Annotated in this window: 18 protein-coding genes; all 18 read right to left on the reverse strand. The window is 35.8% G+C overall.

The genetic code is table 11. From position 1 onward, the window contains the following. Positions 1-42: 42 nt before the first annotated feature. The 18 genes from CEF14_RS09795 to fabD all read right to left on the reverse strand — a co-directional run bounded on the left by CEF14_RS09795 (position 43) and on the right by fabD (position 17,029). Positions 43-339, reverse strand: coding sequence for an EscU/YscU/HrcU family type III secretion system export apparatus switch protein (locus tag CEF14_RS09795; RefSeq protein ID WP_102692680.1), 297 nt, complete (start codon positions 337-339; stop codon positions 43-45). Further along, positions 336-2,444 (reverse strand): hypothetical protein, encoded by a 2,109-nt coding sequence (locus CEF14_RS09800; protein ID WP_102692681.1) that lies wholly within the window; start codon positions 2,442-2,444, stop codon positions 336-338. The genes CEF14_RS09795 and CEF14_RS09800 overlap by 4 nt, the downstream gene beginning before the upstream one ends. Positions 2,445-2,450: 6 nt before the next feature. Beyond that, positions 2,451-3,224 (reverse strand): ribonuclease HII, encoded by a 774-nt coding sequence (locus tag CEF14_RS09805; protein ID WP_102692682.1) that lies wholly within the window; start codon positions 3,222-3,224, stop codon positions 2,451-2,453. A 96-nt stretch (positions 3,225-3,320) separates the two neighbouring features. Beyond that, the gene (gene ylqF, locus CEF14_RS09810) at positions 3,321-4,178 is read right to left on the reverse strand and encodes a ribosome biogenesis GTPase YlqF (protein WP_102692683.1); all 858 of its coding nucleotides are present in this window, start codon (positions 4,176-4,178) and stop codon (positions 3,321-3,323) included. 18 nt (positions 4,179-4,196) lie between these two features. Beyond that, the gene (gene lepB / locus CEF14_RS09815) at positions 4,197-4,766 is read right to left on the reverse strand and encodes a signal peptidase I (RefSeq protein ID WP_102692684.1); all 570 of its coding nucleotides are present in this window, start codon (positions 4,764-4,766) and stop codon (positions 4,197-4,199) included. 107 nt (positions 4,767-4,873) lie between these two features. Beyond that, the gene (gene rplS / locus CEF14_RS09820; protein WP_102692685.1) at positions 4,874-5,218 is read right to left on the reverse strand and encodes a 50S ribosomal protein L19; all 345 of its coding nucleotides are present in this window, start codon (positions 5,216-5,218) and stop codon (positions 4,874-4,876) included. Between the two features lie 132 nt (positions 5,219-5,350). After that, complete coding sequence (trmD, locus tag CEF14_RS09825) at positions 5,351-6,079, reverse strand: tRNA (guanosine(37)-N1)-methyltransferase TrmD (RefSeq protein WP_102694364.1); 729 nt, start codon at positions 6,077-6,079, stop codon at positions 5,351-5,353. Then, positions 6,079-6,600, reverse strand: coding sequence for a ribosome maturation factor RimM (rimM, locus tag CEF14_RS09830; RefSeq protein WP_102692686.1), 522 nt, complete (start codon positions 6,598-6,600; stop codon positions 6,079-6,081). The genes trmD and rimM overlap by 1 nt, the downstream gene beginning before the upstream one ends. 225 nt (positions 6,601-6,825) lie before the next feature. Further along, positions 6,826-7,059, reverse strand: a complete 234-nt coding sequence (locus CEF14_RS09835) for a KH domain-containing protein (RefSeq protein ID WP_102692687.1) — start codon at positions 7,057-7,059, stop codon at positions 6,826-6,828. Between the two features lie 14 nt (positions 7,060-7,073). Continuing rightward, entirely contained in the window at positions 7,074-7,346 is a 273-nt protein-coding gene (rpsP, locus tag CEF14_RS09840) for a 30S ribosomal protein S16 (RefSeq protein ID WP_102692688.1), read from the reverse strand. 107 nt (positions 7,347-7,453) lie between these two features. Then, complete coding sequence (gene ffh / locus CEF14_RS09845; protein ID WP_102692689.1) at positions 7,454-8,809, reverse strand: signal recognition particle protein; 1,356 nt, start codon at positions 8,807-8,809, stop codon at positions 7,454-7,456. Between the two features lie 12 nt (positions 8,810-8,821). Beyond that, positions 8,822-9,157, reverse strand: coding sequence for a putative DNA-binding protein (locus CEF14_RS09850; protein WP_102692690.1), 336 nt, complete (start codon positions 9,155-9,157; stop codon positions 8,822-8,824). A gap of 161 nt (positions 9,158-9,318) precedes the next feature. After that, a complete protein-coding gene (gene ftsY, locus CEF14_RS09855) occupies positions 9,319-10,560 on the reverse strand; it encodes a signal recognition particle-docking protein FtsY (RefSeq protein ID WP_102692691.1) in 1,242 nt (413 codons plus the stop codon). Positions 10,561-10,578: 18 nt separating this feature from the next. Then, positions 10,579-14,142 (reverse strand): chromosome segregation protein SMC, encoded by a 3,564-nt coding sequence (gene smc / locus CEF14_RS09860; RefSeq protein ID WP_102692692.1) that lies wholly within the window; start codon positions 14,140-14,142, stop codon positions 10,579-10,581. 2 nt (positions 14,143-14,144) lie between these two features. Then, complete coding sequence (gene rnc / locus CEF14_RS09865) at positions 14,145-14,906, reverse strand: ribonuclease III (protein ID WP_146013877.1); 762 nt, start codon at positions 14,904-14,906, stop codon at positions 14,145-14,147. 136 nt (positions 14,907-15,042) lie between these two features. Then, entirely contained in the window at positions 15,043-15,279 is a 237-nt protein-coding gene (gene acpP / locus CEF14_RS09870) for an acyl carrier protein (RefSeq protein ID WP_102692693.1), read from the reverse strand. Between the two features lie 58 nt (positions 15,280-15,337). Then, entirely contained in the window at positions 15,338-16,084 is a 747-nt protein-coding gene (gene fabG / locus CEF14_RS09875; RefSeq protein WP_102692694.1) for a 3-oxoacyl-[acyl-carrier-protein] reductase, read from the reverse strand. Then, complete coding sequence (gene fabD / locus CEF14_RS09880) at positions 16,085-17,029, reverse strand: ACP S-malonyltransferase (protein ID WP_102692695.1); 945 nt, start codon at positions 17,027-17,029, stop codon at positions 16,085-16,087. Between the last annotated feature and the right edge of the window lie 13 nt (positions 17,030-17,042).

The following is a 17,042-nucleotide window of genomic DNA, read 5'->3' on the forward strand; positions in this document are numbered from 1 at the left end:
ATTATTCCAAAATAAAAAAACACTAATTTTCTGAAAGAAAGATTAGTGTTTTTTATTTGGAAATTTTTCATGTAATTGATCCAGACGATAGACGAAAGCAAATACCTCTGCTACCGCTTGATATAGCTCTTCAGGAATTGATTCATTTAAATCTAGTTGTCCTAATAATTGCACTAAGCTAGCGTCCTCTTGTATTGGTATGTTATGAATCTCTGCTTGTTCCAAAATATTTTCAGCAATACGCCCTTTTCCTTTTGCAATAACTTGTGGAGCATCTGAATTTGCTGGATTAAACGATAGCGCAACGGCTTCTTTTCGTATTTTCTTTTCATTGGTCATATACGAATATCGACCCCTTTATTTTGATCCGCAGATGTAGAATACGTATCTGTTTTTAACGACGTTGGTTGTTTTGAGTAATTTTTTATAAATAGTCCAGAAAGTTGATAATTATTTTGCGATAATCCATTTTTAAGCGCTTCTTTTAAAGGTTCCACCAATGCTGTTAGTCCTGTAGTTTCGTTATACAAAGTAACAGTAACAACTCGACTTTGTACCTGCATATCAATAACGGTTTCCTTCAATGAATTCAGCTGCAAATAGAATAATATACGTGCATAATCTGCATCAATTTTACCATTTTCCTTCATCCGACCATTCCACTGCAATGTTGCCTCTGTTTTTTTTCCGAAGAATTCTAATGGTACTTGCATAATAAGCTGATGTTGCGGTCCATTTTCTACTGATAAATACTGCATACCATTCATACGAGCTACCACTTGTTCTGCTACGCTTTTTGTTGAACTTGAAACAGAATGATCCTGTAATAATTCTAGAAGCTGTGGTTTTAGTTGCTGTGCGATTTGTTGAATATCTGTGGATTTGTCCAGTAATTTTGCTTCATAACTAATTCCTAAGCTTTGCAATGTATGTTTAATTGCTGATTCAAATGCTTTACTATCGAGTTGCTGAGCTAGTTGCTGTTCTGTTGCTTCAAAAATTTGCTGAGCAACAGATGCACTTGAATTCATCGTTAATTGAGTAAGTTTGCTAAACAGCTGGTCATTCCCTGATTGACCTGCAGCATTTACCAAAAACAATAACTGTTGTTTTGCAGATATCCCTTGCGAATCTGTCTGGAAAGGTTGTAATTGTGTTGATTCGCTATAAGCTTTCAATAATTGGTTTTGTAAGATTTTTGACAATGTTTGAATGGACTGTGGTGTACTATTTGTCACATTAAATTTTTCCAATGTTTGGAATAGAACATCTTTTTGCTTTGTTGATAATAAGGATTGAGACTCAATTGCTGATTTTAGTTGCTGGAATAACGAACTCATATCTTTTACGGGTGTTGATTGTAGTCTATTCAATAACTCTGCTGGTGAATTACTTGTTTGCTGTAGCATTTTAATATTTTGATTTATTTCTTGGTAATTTTGTGTATTTGGCTGCCCAATTGATTTAGAGATTACTTGTTGCAGTGATATTTTTTGTGCATTTGATAATAACGTACTTTGTTGCAATGATTCGAGTACTTTTGGTAGTACTAATCCAACTTCCTTTGAATTTCCTGCTTGAATTTGAGAGGAAAGTTGTTGCAATAAGCTATTTACGTTCGTATTTTTTATTTGTAACGCACCAGTATTCCAGTTAAATAAATTGGCACTCTTTTGTAAAATACCTGCTTCTTTCAAAAGCTGTAATATCGCTAATTTATCCGCTGGTAATGATGATGAAGCCGATAAAATATCCAGCATTTTCGCCAATAATACACCGCCTGTTTCAATAGCTAAAGGCTTACTCACTAATTGTAGCTGATTTAGCAATTGTTCACGCATAGTCTGTGGAATCGATGTATCTTGTTGCAAAAGTTGCTGCAGCTTCTCTAAAGTCTCTGTAAACCCTTGTTTCATACCACCTTGTAAAATAGCCTGGAAAGTATTTTGCTGTATTGGTAATTTTAGCTCAATTAACTTTTGTAATACATTTAACGCATCTTTTGAAGTAACATTTTCTGGTAGCGCCTTAAAGATTTGCTCCGCTTGTTGCAATTGTTCCTTAGAGATTGGTAAATTATTTTTTAAAAAATAGGTTGCTACTTGTTTCATATCGTTTGTTTGCGGTAATTTCATCGAGTCGAGTAATTGATTTACTTGCTGAGACATAGATGCTGATGGTGCCATAGGGCCAGAAACGACCTTTAATTGTAAATCTGGTTCTACTCCTGATACTTGGAAATAATGCGAATTTCCAGCTTGAAGGGGTACTTCCAGTTTTGCCATTAATCGTTGCCCACCCATTTGTACTTCTGCCATTTGATCTGGATATAGTTGTTTAATGGTGCCATGTATAACTTGCCCTTGTTTTAAGGCTAGTGGTTGCTGATTCGTTGCTCCACTTGATGTTTGAAGCTGAATTGATGACACTGTAGGATAATTCAACTGTTTTCATCCTTTCTGAAGAATCATTGATTTGATTGGTTCAAATGATTTGCGATGTATTTCTGTAGGACCATATTGATTAAGTGCCTCTATATGTTGTTTTGTTCCATATCCTGCATGTTTTTCAAAACCATATTCAGGATACTTTTTCGCTATTTCTTCCATATAATGATCTCTCGCTGTTTTTGCTAGAATAGATGCTGCAGCGATTGCTAAACTTTTGGCGTCGCCTTTGATAACAGATTGCTGTGGTAGATCAATTGGTAGTGTCATAGCATCTGCTATCACAAAATCTGGTTTCTTAGCTAATGATTCAATACATGCTTTCATCGATTGTTTTGTTGCTTCATAAATATTGATCTCATCTATTACACTTGCAGGTTGAAAATGAATAGAAGTTGCAATTGCACATTGTTCAATCTTTTCGATAAAACTTTCTCTAACCTCTTTCGATAATTGTTTAGAATCATTTAAACCGATTAATGTAGGACAATCCTCCGGTAAAATAACAGCTGCTGTAACAACTGGTCCGGCTAATGGTCCCCTTCCTGCCTCATCTGTACCTGCGATAAGCGCATGTGGATACGCTCTAAATGATTCATCAAATGCTAGTTTTTTCTTATGTTCTGATACTAGTTGGTCATATTTTTCTTTTCGATGATGCCATTGTTTTAATGCATTTTTAATCCCTTGTCGATTATCTTTTTCAAGCTCTTCCATCCAAGGTTTCCATTCGGTTTCTTTTAATAAAGCTTCTTTCACTTCTTTGATCGTGCTCACTTTAATTCTCCTTTTTCAATATTCTTTTTATCGGCATTATTTTTTTAAACTCCAGAAAAAAACCTTTTTTACCGGATGGTAAAAAAGGTTGGTTTTTTAAGAGGAAAAATCTTCTACGAAATCAAATGTTAACTTACCGAGTTGTTGTCCTCTTATATCTCTTACGATTAATTCGGCGACTTGGTCATAATCTATTTCTCCTCCGGAAATATATACACGGCGTAATTTCCCAATATGATCAAATGTCTCTACAATTTCTTCACTTAAACGAGATATTTGATAGCGCTCTTCCATTCGGCCAGGATAATGCTTACTTAAAAATTTTAAACCATAAATAGCTAAGTCGTCCATGTTTGTAATTGTATCTTTTATAGCACCTGTTAGCGCTAATTTATAACCAACTTCTTGGTCTTCAAACTTCGGCCATAGAATTCCAGGTGTATCAAGCAACTCTAATTCTTTACCTACTTTAATCCATTGCTGAGATTTGGTAACACCTGGTGTGTTACCTGTTTTTGCAATATTTTTCTTTGCTAAGCGATTAATAAGCGTCGATTTCCCCACGTTAGGAATACCAACAATCATCGCTCGAATTGCACGTGTTTTTAAGCCTTTAGCTTTCATACGTGCCCATTTATCTGCCAGTAACTCCTGCGCTGCTTTTGTTACTTGTTTTAATCCTCTATTGTCTAAGGAATTGATCGCAATTGCTTTATGACCCTGCTGTTCAAAATAAGTAAGCCACTTTTTTGTTTGTGCTTCATCTGCCATATCGGCCTTATTCAATATTAATAATCTTGTTTTTTGATGAATTACTTCGTCAAGCATAGGATTTCTGGATGACATAGGCAAGCGCGCATCAATCAGTTCAAAAATTATATCAACAAGCTTTAAATTTTCTGTAACTTGGCGACGTGCTTTAGCCATATGCCCTGGAAACCATTGAATCGTCATTTTGTTCACTCCTACTTGTTAATTCACTTTGCCCATTTGATCGAGTGGCCAAAAGACAACATTAGTTTTACCTATAATTTTATCTATGGATACAATCCCTATATGGCGGCTATCTTTACTATATCGACGATTATCTCCCATAACAAAAACATAACCTTTAGGGATTGTATCACCATGCACACTCGGGATATCTTTTAATGAAAAGTCTTCTGTTAACGTACCACCATCAGTAATTTCCTCTTTATATTTTTGTAAATATGGTTCAGCAATTGCTTTGCCATTTATATATAATTGATCGTTTTTATAAACTAGTTTATCACCAGGTAAACCGATTACTCGTTTAATATAATCCTTTTTTTCTGGAGCATGGAATACAACAATATCAAATCGATGAATATCACCGATACGGTAACCAAGCTTATTTACAATCATACGATCTCCATTTTCAAGTGTAGGCATCATCGATTCACCATCTACCACAATTGGTGTAAATAATAAGTATCGAATACCAGCGGCAAGTGCAAATGCAATGATTAAAGCTTTTGTCCACTCCCACAACTCATTCTTTTCCTTTTTTGCTTTTTCCATATTCGATGTCCCCCTTGACTTTTCTACTTACATTGTACAAGGATTTAACGTTTCAAGCAAAAAGAAAGAGAGCTTGAATGCAAGCTCTCTGTTCTTCAAAAATAAGCTTATCGAATTTCTTTAATACGAGCAGCTTTACCACGTAAGTTACGTAGGTAGTATAATTTAGCACGACGTACTTTACCACGACGAGTAACTTCTAATTTAGCGATTTTTGGAGTGTGTAATGGGAATGTACGTTCAACTCCAACACCATAAGAAATTTTACGAACTGTGAAAGTTTCGCTAATACCGCCACCACGACGTTTAATAACTACACCTTCGTATACTTGGATACGTTCGCGAGTACCTTCGACAACTTTAACGTCGATTTTTACTGTATCACCAGCACGGAATGCAGGGATGTCAGTACGAAGTTGTTCTTTAGTAATTTCTGAAATAATGTTTGACATTTTTTTCTCTCCTTAGACAGATGCTCTTGCAGGTCACTATGGTTGCTACAGCGGAACACCGTAATACGGCATCTCATAGAAATGCATCTCAAATATTAGCATAGATTTAAAGCTGTTGCAAGTGTTTATACTTTACAGCTTTTTAAGTTTATTTAAATATTTTTGTTGTTCTGATGTTAATTCAATATGTTCTAGTAAATCAGGTCTACGTTCAAAAGTACGTTTTAGCGATTGTTCCATACGCCATTGATCGATTTTGGCATGATTGCCTGACATTAATACATCAGGAACTTTCATACCACGAAAGTCTGCAGGACGTGTGTAATGTGGATGTTCTAGTAATCCAGTTGAGAAAGAATCTAACACTGGAGAGTCATCATTTCCTAGAACGCCAGGCAACAATCGCACTACACTATCAATAATCGTCATAGCTGCTAATTCGCCACCTGTTAATACAAAGTCTCCAATTGATAACTCATCAGTTACAAGGAATTCTCGTATACGTTCATCATAACCTTCATAATGACCGCAAATAAATACTAAGTCTTCTTCTTTTGCTAATTCTTCTGCTTTTGCTTGTGTATAACGTTCCCCTTGTGGACACATAAGAATGATTCGGGGTTTCTTCCCATCCGCTACAAGCGATTCTACAGCGTTAAATAAGGGTTCAGGTTTCAATACCATCCCTGCCCCTCCACCGTATGGATAATCATCCACTTGAGCATGTTTATTATTTGAAAATTGTCTGAAATCAGTAACAGATAGCTTTACCGCTTCTTTTTCTTGCGCCTTTTTTAAAATAGAAGAACCAAAAACACCTGAAAACATCTCAGGAAATAAAGATAATACGTGAATATTCATCATGATAGTAACCCTTCTATTACTTCTATTACGATTTTCTTTTCATCGATATCAATTTCTTTGATAAATTCATCTACAACTGGAATATAATGATCTTTACCATCTAATCCTTTCACAGTCCACACATCGTTTGCTGCTGTTTCAAAGATTTCCTTTACTTGGCCAATTTCATTACCAGCTTGGTCATATACAGTACAACCAACGATTTCATGATAATAGAACTCATTATCTTGTAATTCATCTTCTTCGAGTTGTTGTTCATTTACTTTTAGTATTCCATCGCGAAATGATTCTACATCATTAATATTAGGATAACCTTCAAACGATAGAAGAATAAAGTTTTTATGTTTACGTGAAGAAGCGATTGTAAGTAGCAAAGGTTTTTTCTCACCTTTTTTAAACAGACCAAGTTGTTGACCAACCGCATATCGTTCTTCTGGAAAATCTGTTTGAGATATAACTCTTACTTCTCCACGAATTCCGTGAGTATTGACAATTTTACCTACGTTAAACCATTCCATTTTATTCACCTCTTTAATAAATGGATTATTTCTAATCCTGGCTATATTTTTCTATATATTTGATTACGTTTCTAGGTAAACCTTTTACTTTCCATTGTACCTATTCTATAAAAAACATTAGACTGAAGAATTACCGATATAATTTGATCGTTATCATATTATGTTGTGTTTTTTTGTATAGTTGAATACAAAAAAGGAAGGAACGTTTGCTCCTTCCTAGTTTTTCTAATCTAGAATATCGATATAAGTCTTTTTCTTATGATGGCTGCCTGCTGCTGAGTAAACAATTGTACGAATTGCTTTTGCAACACGTCCCTGCTTGCCAATGATCTTTCCGATATCACTAGGATGTACAGAAAGTTTATAAACAATACGATTGTTGTTTTCATCAGTAATAATCTTTACTTCATCTGGATAATCGACTAAAGGTTTTACGATCGTTTCAATCAGCTGCTGCATACGGCCACCTCCGATTATTTACCGATTTTAGAGTTATGGAATTTTTCCATGATTCCTTGTTCTGAGAACAAGTTACGAACAGTATCAGATGGTTTCGCACCGTTTGCTAACCAAGCTAATGCTTTAGCTTCGTCGATTTTAACTTCTTCTGGAGAAGTTAGTGGATTGAAAGTACCGATAGTTTCGATTGAACGACCATCACGTGGTGAACGTGAGTCAGCTACTACGATACGATAGAAAGGAGATTTTTTAGCTCCCATACGTTTTAAACGAATTTTTACTGCCATTGTTTAATTGCACCTCCGAATAGTTTCACACAAGATAGTATGATAGCAAGCTTTAGATTGTTTGTAAAGTGTTTTTTCTTAACACACTATATTTTAGCGTATTTTTTTTATTTAAACAAGGAATCTAAGCCAGGAAGTTTCATTTTTTTCTTCCCTTTTTGCGCCATACCTGTCATTTGTTTCATCATTTTCTTCATATCTTCAAATTGTTTAATTAGACGGTTTACATCTTGAACAGATGATCCAGATCCTTTTGCAATACGTTTTCTTCTACTTGCATTAATAATTTCAGGATTTGTTTTTTCAGCTGGTGTCATTGATAAAATAATTGCCTCGATATGACTAATTTGTTTATCATCGATTTTAGCATTTTCTAATCCTTTAATTTTATTTGCACCTGGTAACATTTTCAAGATTTCATCTAATGGTCCTAGTTTTTTCACTTGGGCCATTTGCTCAAGGAAATCATCTAATGTGAAGCTTTGTGTTTTGAATTTTTCTTCTAATTCTTTCGCTTTTTCGGCATCAACTGTATCTTGGGCTTTTTCGATCAACGACATGACATCGCCCATGCCAAGGATTCGTGAAGCCATACGTTCTGGATGAAATGGCTCAAGAGCATCCATTTTTTCACCCATACCAACAAATTTGATGGGTTTTTGAGTAACAGATCGTATAGATAGTGCAGCACCACCACGTGTATCACCATCAAGTTTTGTTAATACGACACCTGTAATCCCCACTGCTTCATCAAAGCTTTCAGCTACATTTACAGCGTCTTGCCCTGTCATTGCATCGACAACTAAAAATACTTCGTCTGGGTTTTTTAATGCGCGGATATCTTTTAACTCTTGCATTAATTTCTCGTCAATATGAAGTCGACCAGCGGTATCGATTAAAACCACATCATGGTGTTCTTCTTTGGCATGTTCAAGAGCTTGACGTACAATTTCAACTGGTGAAATATCTGTACCTAATGAAAATACTGGTAATGATAGTTGTTTGCCAAGAGTTTGTAATTGTTGTACCGCTGCAGGACGATATATATCTGCTGCTACTAGTAACGGTTTACGATTATACTTTTTTCGTAATACATTCGCCAATTTACCAGTAGTTGTTGTTTTACCAGCACCTTGTAAACCAACCATCATAATAATAGTAGGTGGTTTAGTCGCAAATTTAATAGGACTTTGTTCGCCACCCATTAGTTCTGTTAATTCGTCTTTTACAATTTTAATAACTTGTTGACCAGGTGTTAAGCTTTTCATAACATCCTGACCTACAGCGCGTTCGCTAACTTTTTTTATAAAGCTTTTTACGACTTTCAAGTTAACATCAGCTTCGATTAAAGCAAATCGAACTTCACGCATCATTTCTTTTACGTCTTGTTCACTTACTTTTCCTTTGCCTTTAATCTTGTTAATTGTTCCTTGGAGTCGCTCCGCTAAACCTTCAAATGCCATGCATGTCGCCTCCTAATCACATTGCTTTAACTGTTCAATAAGTGCCAACTGATCAGCTTTGTCTGACGGAACATTCGTTACACTTTCTGTAAGTTTTGCAAGTATTTGTTGTCTTTTTTGGAATTTTTCAAAAAGTTGAAGTTTTTCCTCGTATTCTTCAAGCATTGTTTCAGTTCTACGAATGTTGTCATAGACTGCTTGACGAGATACATCATAGGATTCAGCAATTTCACCTAATGAATGATCATCTAAGTAATATAGTTGCATATAACTACGTTGTTTATCTGTCAATAATGCTTGATAAAAGTCGAAGAGAAAGTTCATGCGCGTTGTTTTTTCAAGTAGCATATCGAAACCTCTCCTCTTTTTTTACATATTCTTCTGTATCATAAATATAAATAGTATTTCTGTCAAGTAAAAATACTTGTCTATTTTACTGAATCCTCTTTGGAAAATATTATAAAAGGAGTTACCAAAACCTTCTTTTGGTAGCTCCTTTTATTAGTATATTAATCTTCGGTTTTAGCTAATTGTTGATCTAATGCGTCAGCAAATAAGCCATATACATAGCGTTCGGAGTCAAATGGTTGTAAATCGTCCATTTGTTCACCAAGACCAACAAATTTCACAGGTATGTGTAACTTATTGCGGATTGCAAGCACAATACCACCTTTTGCAGTACCGTCTAATTTTGTTAACACAATACCAGTTACATTTGTCGCTTCTTTGAAGATTTGCGCTTGTTGTAGCGCATTTTGTCCTGTTGTCGCATCTAGTGCAAGTAAAACTTCATGCGGAGCCGACGGAATTTCCCGGGAAATGACACGATGGATTTTTTCAAGTTCATTCATCAAATTGACTTTGTTTTGTAAACGACCAGCTGTGTCGCATATTAGAATGTCCGCATTACGATTTTTAGCTGCACGAATAGCATCGTACATTACTGCAGCAGGATCTGAACCTTCTGATTGTTTAATTACTTCGACACCAACACGATCTCCCCATACTTGTAATTGATCTATAGCACCAGCACGGAAAGTATCCCCAGCTGCAAGTAAAACATTTTTACCTTGTTGTTTAAAACGATGCGCTAGTTTTCCAATTGTAGTTGTTTTACCAACACCATTTACACCAACAAATAATATTACAGTTAGTTCTCCTTCTTGAATATTCAACTCTGTAATATCTTCTTCGCCTTGTTCATAAATTTCTACTAGTTTTTCAGAGATTAATGCTTGAATCCCCTCTGTATCTTTAATATTTTTACGTTGTACTTCAAAGCGTAACTTATCTGTTAACTCCATAACGGTTTCTATACCTACGTCAGCTTGCAACAATAAATCTTCTAGTTCTTCGAAGAATTCTTCGTCTACATGGCGATAACGAGCGACTAAATCGTTCACTTTTGAAGTAAATGATTTACGCGTTTTTGCTAAACCGGACTTGAATTTCTCTGTGATTGAAAAAGCAGAAAATCCGCGTTTTGGCTTTTCTTCTTTTTCTGCCTCAATCTGTACTCCAACAACTTCTGGAAGAGATTCTTCAATCTTTTCTTGTTTATCTAGTTGTGTAGAATCAGTTGTTGTTTCTAGTTTGGCATCTTGTGTTTCATGGACTACATCTTTACTAGAAGTTTCAGGTGTTGATCCTTCAGCTATAGCTTCGTTTAATTCTTCTTGTCCCTCTATTTTATCTTTTTCAGGCTTGGGGCCACCCATTAACTTTTCTTTCATACGCTTTAAAAAGCTCATGTTATTTCGCTCCTTGTCCTATGATGGAACAGGTTCTTCCTGTTCTAATTTAACGGATACTAATTTAGAGACACCTGATTCTTGCATAGTAATACCATATAAGACATCAGCACCCTCCATTGTTCCTTTACGGTGAGTAATAACGATGAATTGTGTTTCTGCACTAAACTTTTTCAAATACTGACTATAACGAGCAACATTTGATTCGTCAAGAGCTGCTTCCACTTCATCCAAAATACAGAATGGGACTGGGCGTGTTTTCAAAATAGCAAACAACAAAGCAATTGCTGTTAACGCTCTTTCTCCACCTGACAATAGACTAAGTCGTTGAAGTTTTTTACCTGGTGGCTGTGCCACAATTTCAATTCCTGTTTCAAGCAGATTATTTGGATCAAGTAATTCTAAATCCGCATGACCACCACCAAATAATTCGCGGAAAACGGTTTGGAAGTGTTTACGTATCTCAAAAAATGTCTCACTAAAACGATTCGTCATCTCTTCATCCATTTCCCGAATGACTTCATGTAGAGTTTCTTGAGCTTCCATTAAATCACTACGTTGATTAGATAAAAATTCATGACGTTCTGAAACAGTAGCATATTCTTCAATTGCACCAATATTGACTGTTCCTAACTCTGATATAGATTGTTTTAACAATTTCACTTTTCGTCTTGCTGTCTCAACATCTATATCAAGAGAGGGTTCAAGTAAAGCTTCTTCAAATGTAAGTTCATAATCTTTTTCAAGTTGTTTTGCTAAATTTTCATGTTCTACATCTAGACGACTTAATTTCACTTCATAATTTCGTAATCCATCAAGTAGACCTTGATGTACTCGCTGTAATTCCTTTAGTTCTTCATCTGATTTATCAACTATTTGTTGGACTTCTGTACGTTTTTGTTTTGTCTTTTCAACAGTTTTAATAAGTTCTTCCCGTTTACTATGCAATTCTATAATTTTTGCAGTAAGTTCTTCCTCTGTCGGTCCATTTAGATCACCATCACTGGTCAACCATTCAATTTCTTTCGTAATGTTAGAAACTTCTTGAGTTGCTTGGTCAAATTGGGAATTGGCATCTAATACGGCTACTCTAAGTTGGGAAACTTGTTCATTAAGAACAGCTAAATCAGAACGTTTCAGAGCATATTGTTCTTGTAAAACATCTCTTTCTGATTCACTTTGCTGTTTTAAAACATTTAACTGTTCAACCGTTTGATTAATTTCTACCAACTCTTTAGCAAGTTCTGCTTTGCGATAATTGAAATCTGCTAATTGAGTTTCCAAATTTGTTTTACGTCCAGAAGCATCTTGTTGTTCGTCACTAAACATGGAAACACGTAATGATAGACGTTTTGTTGTTGCTTCTAACTCACGATGTCGCGCACTTAGTTCTACTTCTTCTGCACGGATTTCTTCACCTTGTACGCGTAATTGTTCAAGTAACGTCGATTTTTCAGTAACTTTATCTTTCCATTCAGCTACTACTTTTTCTGCTTTCTCGATAGAAGATTGCATTTGGGATAGTTGAGCAGTTAAATCTTCAAGTTCTGCTTTGCGACTAAATAATGATGCCTGTTGTTTTACAGATCCCCCTGTCAACGAACCGCCTGTATTCACAACATCACCATCTAAAGTAACGACACGAAAGCGATAGTTAATAGCTTTAGCGATTTGTGATGCTCCTTGCAAATCTTTTGAAACGAGAACATGACCAAGTAAGTTTTCAGCGATTGTACGGTAAGTTGGATCAAATGTTGCCAGTTCATCTGCTGTATTGATAAAAGATGGATGATTTGCAACAGCTTGCAATACATCAGTAGGTATTTTACGTGATTTCATTACATTCTTTGGCAAGAATGTTGCTCTACCTGCTCGTTGTTGTTTCAGCCACGCTATCGCTTTACGTGCATCCGAATCTGTTTCAGTAACTACATGTTGCATTGCAGCACCAAGAGCTGTCTCAACAGCTCTTGCAAACTCACCATCAACATGAATTAGTTCTGCTACTGCCCCATGAATACCATGTAATTGTTGATTTTCTCGTGCAACAAGGACAGCCTTTACTCCTTGATAAAATCCAGAGAAATCTGCTTCAAGTTCAGCTAGTGTTTCTCTACGCGACTTCATCTGTTGTAAATGTTGATAACCTTTGAAAAGCATTGCTTGTTGATCATCATATTGTTTTCTAGCATGTTGAAGATCTTGTTGACACTTTTTATATTCTTCAAGTTTATGTGTAACCTGTAATTCGACTTTTTTTAACTTTTCAGCTACAAGTTGTTGTTCGCGTTGTAATTCTTTTAGTTCAGTCAACATTTCAGAAGATTGATTTGAAATTTTAACGGAATTTTCGGCTTGTTCAGCTAATTGCTTTGATATATTTTTTACTTCATTCTTAACTGTAGCTTCTTCATTTAATCGGTCAATATAAGTATCTTTCCATTTATCAATTTCTGCTTCAATTTCAGAAGTTGAGCGGTTTAAGTTATCTTCTAATTGTTTAACAATTTTTTTAAAATTTTGTAGTTCTTGCTGACGTTCTGATAATTGCTCTGCTTTCTCTTCTTGGATTTTTTGCCAATTATCACGTGAAGCAATTGCTTTATCAAGTGATTGTTGAAGTTTTGTAAGTTGTGTTGTTGCATTCATTCGTTTTTCAGCCATTAACACTTTTCGACCTTCAAATCGTTCAACTTCGGCACTTACATCTACCAATTGATTTTGAGATTCATCAAGTAAGTTATCTAATTCACTTAAATTCTTTCGAAGTTCAGTAATAGTGGTTTCTTTTTCAGAAATTTGAGATGCATGCACTTGTTCTTTCGAAAGAAGTTCTTGTTTTTCTTTAATTACTTGCCCTATAGAATGGTCTAGATTTTCTATATCATGAACTAACAAAGCAATATCAATACCCTTTAATTCATTGGTCATTTTCAAGTAATCTTCAGCAGCAGATGCTTGGATATGTAATGGTTCGATACGTTTATCTAACTCATGTAAAATATCAAGCACACGATGTAAATTATCATCTGTTTCAAATAATTTATGTTCTGCTTTTTTACGACGCTGTTTATATTTTAAAACACCTGCAGCTTCTTCAAATATTGTACGTCGATCATCTGGACGACTATTTAGTATTTCATCGACTCGTCCTTGAGAAATAATCGAGAATGCTTCTTTTCCTAAACCAGAGTCTAAGAATAAATCTGTAATATCTTTCAATCTGCATTGTTGTTTATTGAGCAAATACTCACTATCCCCAGAACGATAGACACGACGAGTAACGCTTACCTCATTGTATGGAATCGGCAAGCGTTCGTCCTCATTGTCTAAAATTAACGATACTTCTGCAAAGTTAAGCGGTTTGCGCGAATCACTTCCGGCAAAAATGATATCTTCCATCTTTGCACCACGAAGGGACTTAGCGGATTGTTCTCCGAGTACCCATCGAATCGCATCTGTTACGTTACTTTTGCCACTACCGTTTGGGCCAACAACTGCTGTAACGCCTGGTACGAAGTCTATACCTATTCGATCGGCGAAAGATTTAAAACCAATCACTTCAAGCCGTTTAAGAAACAAAATTAACCCTCCTGCTCGTTCGCTAATTGTACTTTTAATGCACGCATAGCGCATTGTGCTGCTTTTTGTTCTGCTTCTTTTTTAGATTTCCCGTTACCTACTCCAAGCTCCTTATTATTTAGCAACACTTGAGAGACAAATGTACGGTTATGTGCTGGACCATTCTCTTTAATAATTTCATATTGTAATGTTCCTGAATTATTTTGTTGTACAATTTCTTGTAATTGACTCTTAAAGTCCATAACATGTGAAAAAGTACCGAGCTCAACTTTGGGAAATACAACCTTTTCCAAAAAGCCAACAACTGTTTCTAAACCTTGGTCTAAATATAAAGCACCAATAAATGCTTCAAAACAATCCGCTAGTAATGCTGGACGTTCACGACCACCTGTAATTTCTTCCCCTTTACCTAGTAATACATATTGACCAAAGTTTAATTCGTTGGCAAAAATCACTAGAGATGGCTCACAAACCATTGCTGCACGCAATTTTGTAAGTTCACCTTCACTCATTTTAGGGAATTTTAGGAATAAAAACTTAGAAACAGTTAGCTCAAGTACAGCGTCTCCTAAAAATTCAAGACGTTCATTATCTTCAAATAGTTTTCGACGATGCTCATTCACAAATGAAGAATGTGTAAAAGCATTATATAACAAATTGGCATTGTTAAAATGCAAACCTAAGCGATCCTGTAATTCAGCAAATTTAAGACGTGCTTGTTCTGAAATCGCGCCATTTTTTTGTGAGAGTCCTTGTATTCTCATCTTTATCAACCTTCTTATTTTCCATTTGGTACATCCTCTAGTTTACCTTTTTCTTTCACATTGTGCAAAAATAAAAAGATAACTTCCCCCACAATCATTGCAGGGGAAGTTTAAGTATTGTATATTATACGCTAAATTATTCGACTTTACTTGAAATAAAGTTAACTGCATCACCTACAGTTGCAATTTTTTCTGCATCCTCGTCGTCAATTTGCATATCAAATTCTTCTTCTAATTCCATTACTAATTCTACTACGTCTAATGAATCCGCACCTAGATCATCACGGAAAGAAGCTTCTAGTTTCACTTCGCTTTCGTCAACACCTAAACGGTCAACGACAACTTTAGTTACACGTTCGATTACTGTTGCCAAATTGTTCACCTCCCCTCAATGATTATACAAGAATCAGTTATACAATAATAGTATAAAACTACATTACCATTCCGCCATCTACATGCAATGTTTGTCCTGTCATATAACTTGCATCATCAGAGGCTAAGAATGCAACTACTTTTGCAACATCCTCTGGTTCACCTAATTTTGCTAAAGGTATTTGACTAAGCATTTGAGCTTTAATATCTTCTGGTAATTCTTCTGTCATGTCAGTATCAATAAAGCCTGGAGCTACAGCATTAACGAAAATATTACGTGCAGCCAACTCTTTGGCAGCTGTTTTTGTAAGACCGATGACACCTGCTTTTGCAGCAACATAGTTAGCTTGACCTGCATTACCTGCTACCCCTACAATTGAAGCAATATTAACAATACGACCTGCACGTTGCTTCATCATTTGTCGTGTCACTGCTTTCGTACAAAGGAAGACGCCTTTTAGATTGGTATTCATAACGGCATCCCAATCTTCTTCTTTCATACGCATCAATAAATTATCTCGTGTGATTCCTGCATTATTTACGAGAATATCAAGAGAGCCATATGTTTCAACTGCTTTCTTCATAAGCATTGAAACCTCATCTGAATCAGATACATTCGCTTGAACAGCAATAGCCGCTCCTCCATTTGCTTCAATCTCAGCTACAACGGCTTCAGCTTTTGCTTGATTGCCACTATAATTTACAACTATTTTTGCACCTAGATTGGCTAAATGTAGTGCAATTGCTCTTCCAATGCCTCTAGATGCACCTGTAACAACTGCTACTTTACCTATTAAATCTGCCATTTAAGCCCACTCCTTTGCTGCTTCTAATACTTGCTCAAATGTTGCTTCATCATATACACAATACGTTTTGACTTTACGATCTACTTTTTTCACTAAACCGCTTAAAACTTTCCCAGGACCACATTCAATGAAGACATCTACACCTTCAGATAGTAATGTGCGAACTGAATCTTCCCATAATACTGGTGAATATAATTGTTCAACAAGTAGATTTGGAATAACCTCTTTTGAAGTAACAGGTTGTGCATTTACATTTGCAATTACTGGTACATCAGCATCCTGCATGTCAATTTTATCTAACATTTCTTGAAGTTTACTTGCAGCTGGACGCATTAATTCTGAATGAAAAGGACCACTAACAACTAAAGGAATAGCACGTTTTGCACCCGCTTCTTTTGCTTTTGCAGAAGCTTCTTCTACACCTTTAGCTGTACCCGAAATCACAATTTGGCCAGGGCAATTTAAGTTGGCAAGTTGTACCACTTCTCCAGTAGCTGATACTTCATCTGTTACTTGCTTTAAAGCATCTCGGTCTAAACCTAAAATAGCAGCCATTGCACCAAGTCCTGCTGGTACGGCTTCGTTCATATAAATCCCACGATTATGTACAGCACGTACACCATCAGCAAAAGACATGACGCCTGAAGCAACAAGTGCAGCATACTCACCCAAACTGTGCCCTGCAGTAAAATCTGGTGTTATACCTGCTTGTTTTAATTTTTCAGCAATCATTACTCCTGTCGTTAATAATGCTGGTTGTGCATGATAAGTTAATGTTAGTTCTTCTTGAGGACCTTCTAACATTAATTTTGATAATTCAATACCTAATAATTTGTCAGCTTCATCATAGTATTTTTTACATGCAGATTCACTTGAAACAAATTCTTGTCCCATTCCTACAGTTTGTGAGCCTTGCCCTGGAAATACAAAAGCAATTTTCGTCATTTTTTATTCCCCT

This window comes from Rummeliibacillus pycnus (genome assembly GCF_002884495.1).
Classification (GTDB): Bacteria; Bacillota; Bacilli; order Bacillales_A; family Planococcaceae; genus Rummeliibacillus; species Rummeliibacillus pycnus.

Bases quoted from the DNA above. Each gene is read 5' to 3' on its own strand.
- CEF14_RS09795 (WP_102692680.1), bottom strand. From the start codon at position 339: ATGACCAATGAAAAGAAAATACGAAAAGAAGCCGTTGCGCTATCGTTT.
- ylqF (WP_102692683.1), bottom strand. From the start codon at position 4,178: ATGACGATTCAATGGTTTCCAGGGCATATGGCTAAAGCACGTCGCCAA.
- lepB (WP_102692684.1), bottom strand. From the start codon at position 4,766: ATGGAAAAAGCAAAAAAGGAAAAGAATGAGTTGTGGGAGTGGACAAAA.
- rplS (WP_102692685.1), bottom strand. From the start codon at position 5,218: ATGTCAAACATTATTTCAGAAATTACTAAAGAACAACTTCGTACTGAC.
- trmD (WP_102694364.1), bottom strand. From the start codon at position 6,079: ATGAATATTCACGTATTATCTTTATTTCCTGAGATGTTTTCAGGTGTT.
- rimM (WP_102692686.1), bottom strand. From the start codon at position 6,600: ATGGAATGGTTTAACGTAGGTAAAATTGTCAATACTCACGGAATTCGT.
- CEF14_RS09835 (WP_102692687.1), bottom strand. From the start codon at position 7,059: ATGCAGCAGCTGATTGAAACGATCGTAAAACCTTTAGTCGATTATCCA.
- rpsP (WP_102692688.1), bottom strand. From the start codon at position 7,346: ATGGCAGTAAAAATTCGTTTAAAACGTATGGGAGCTAAAAAATCTCCT.
- ffh (WP_102692689.1), bottom strand. From the start codon at position 8,809: ATGGCATTTGAAGGTTTAGCGGAGCGACTCCAAGGAACAATTAACAAG.
- CEF14_RS09850 (WP_102692690.1), bottom strand. From the start codon at position 9,157: ATGCTACTTGAAAAAACAACGCGCATGAACTTTCTCTTCGACTTTTAT.
- ftsY (WP_102692691.1), bottom strand. From the start codon at position 10,560: ATGAGCTTTTTAAAGCGTATGAAAGAAAAGTTAATGGGTGGCCCCAAG.
- rnc (WP_146013877.1), bottom strand. From the start codon at position 14,906: ATGAGAATACAAGGACTCTCACAAAAAAATGGCGCGATTTCAGAACAA.
- fabG (WP_102692694.1), bottom strand. From the start codon at position 16,084: ATGGCAGATTTAATAGGTAAAGTAGCAGTTGTTACAGGTGCATCTAGA.
- fabD (WP_102692695.1), bottom strand. From the start codon at position 17,029: ATGACGAAAATTGCTTTTGTATTTCCAGGGCAAGGCTCACAAACTGTA.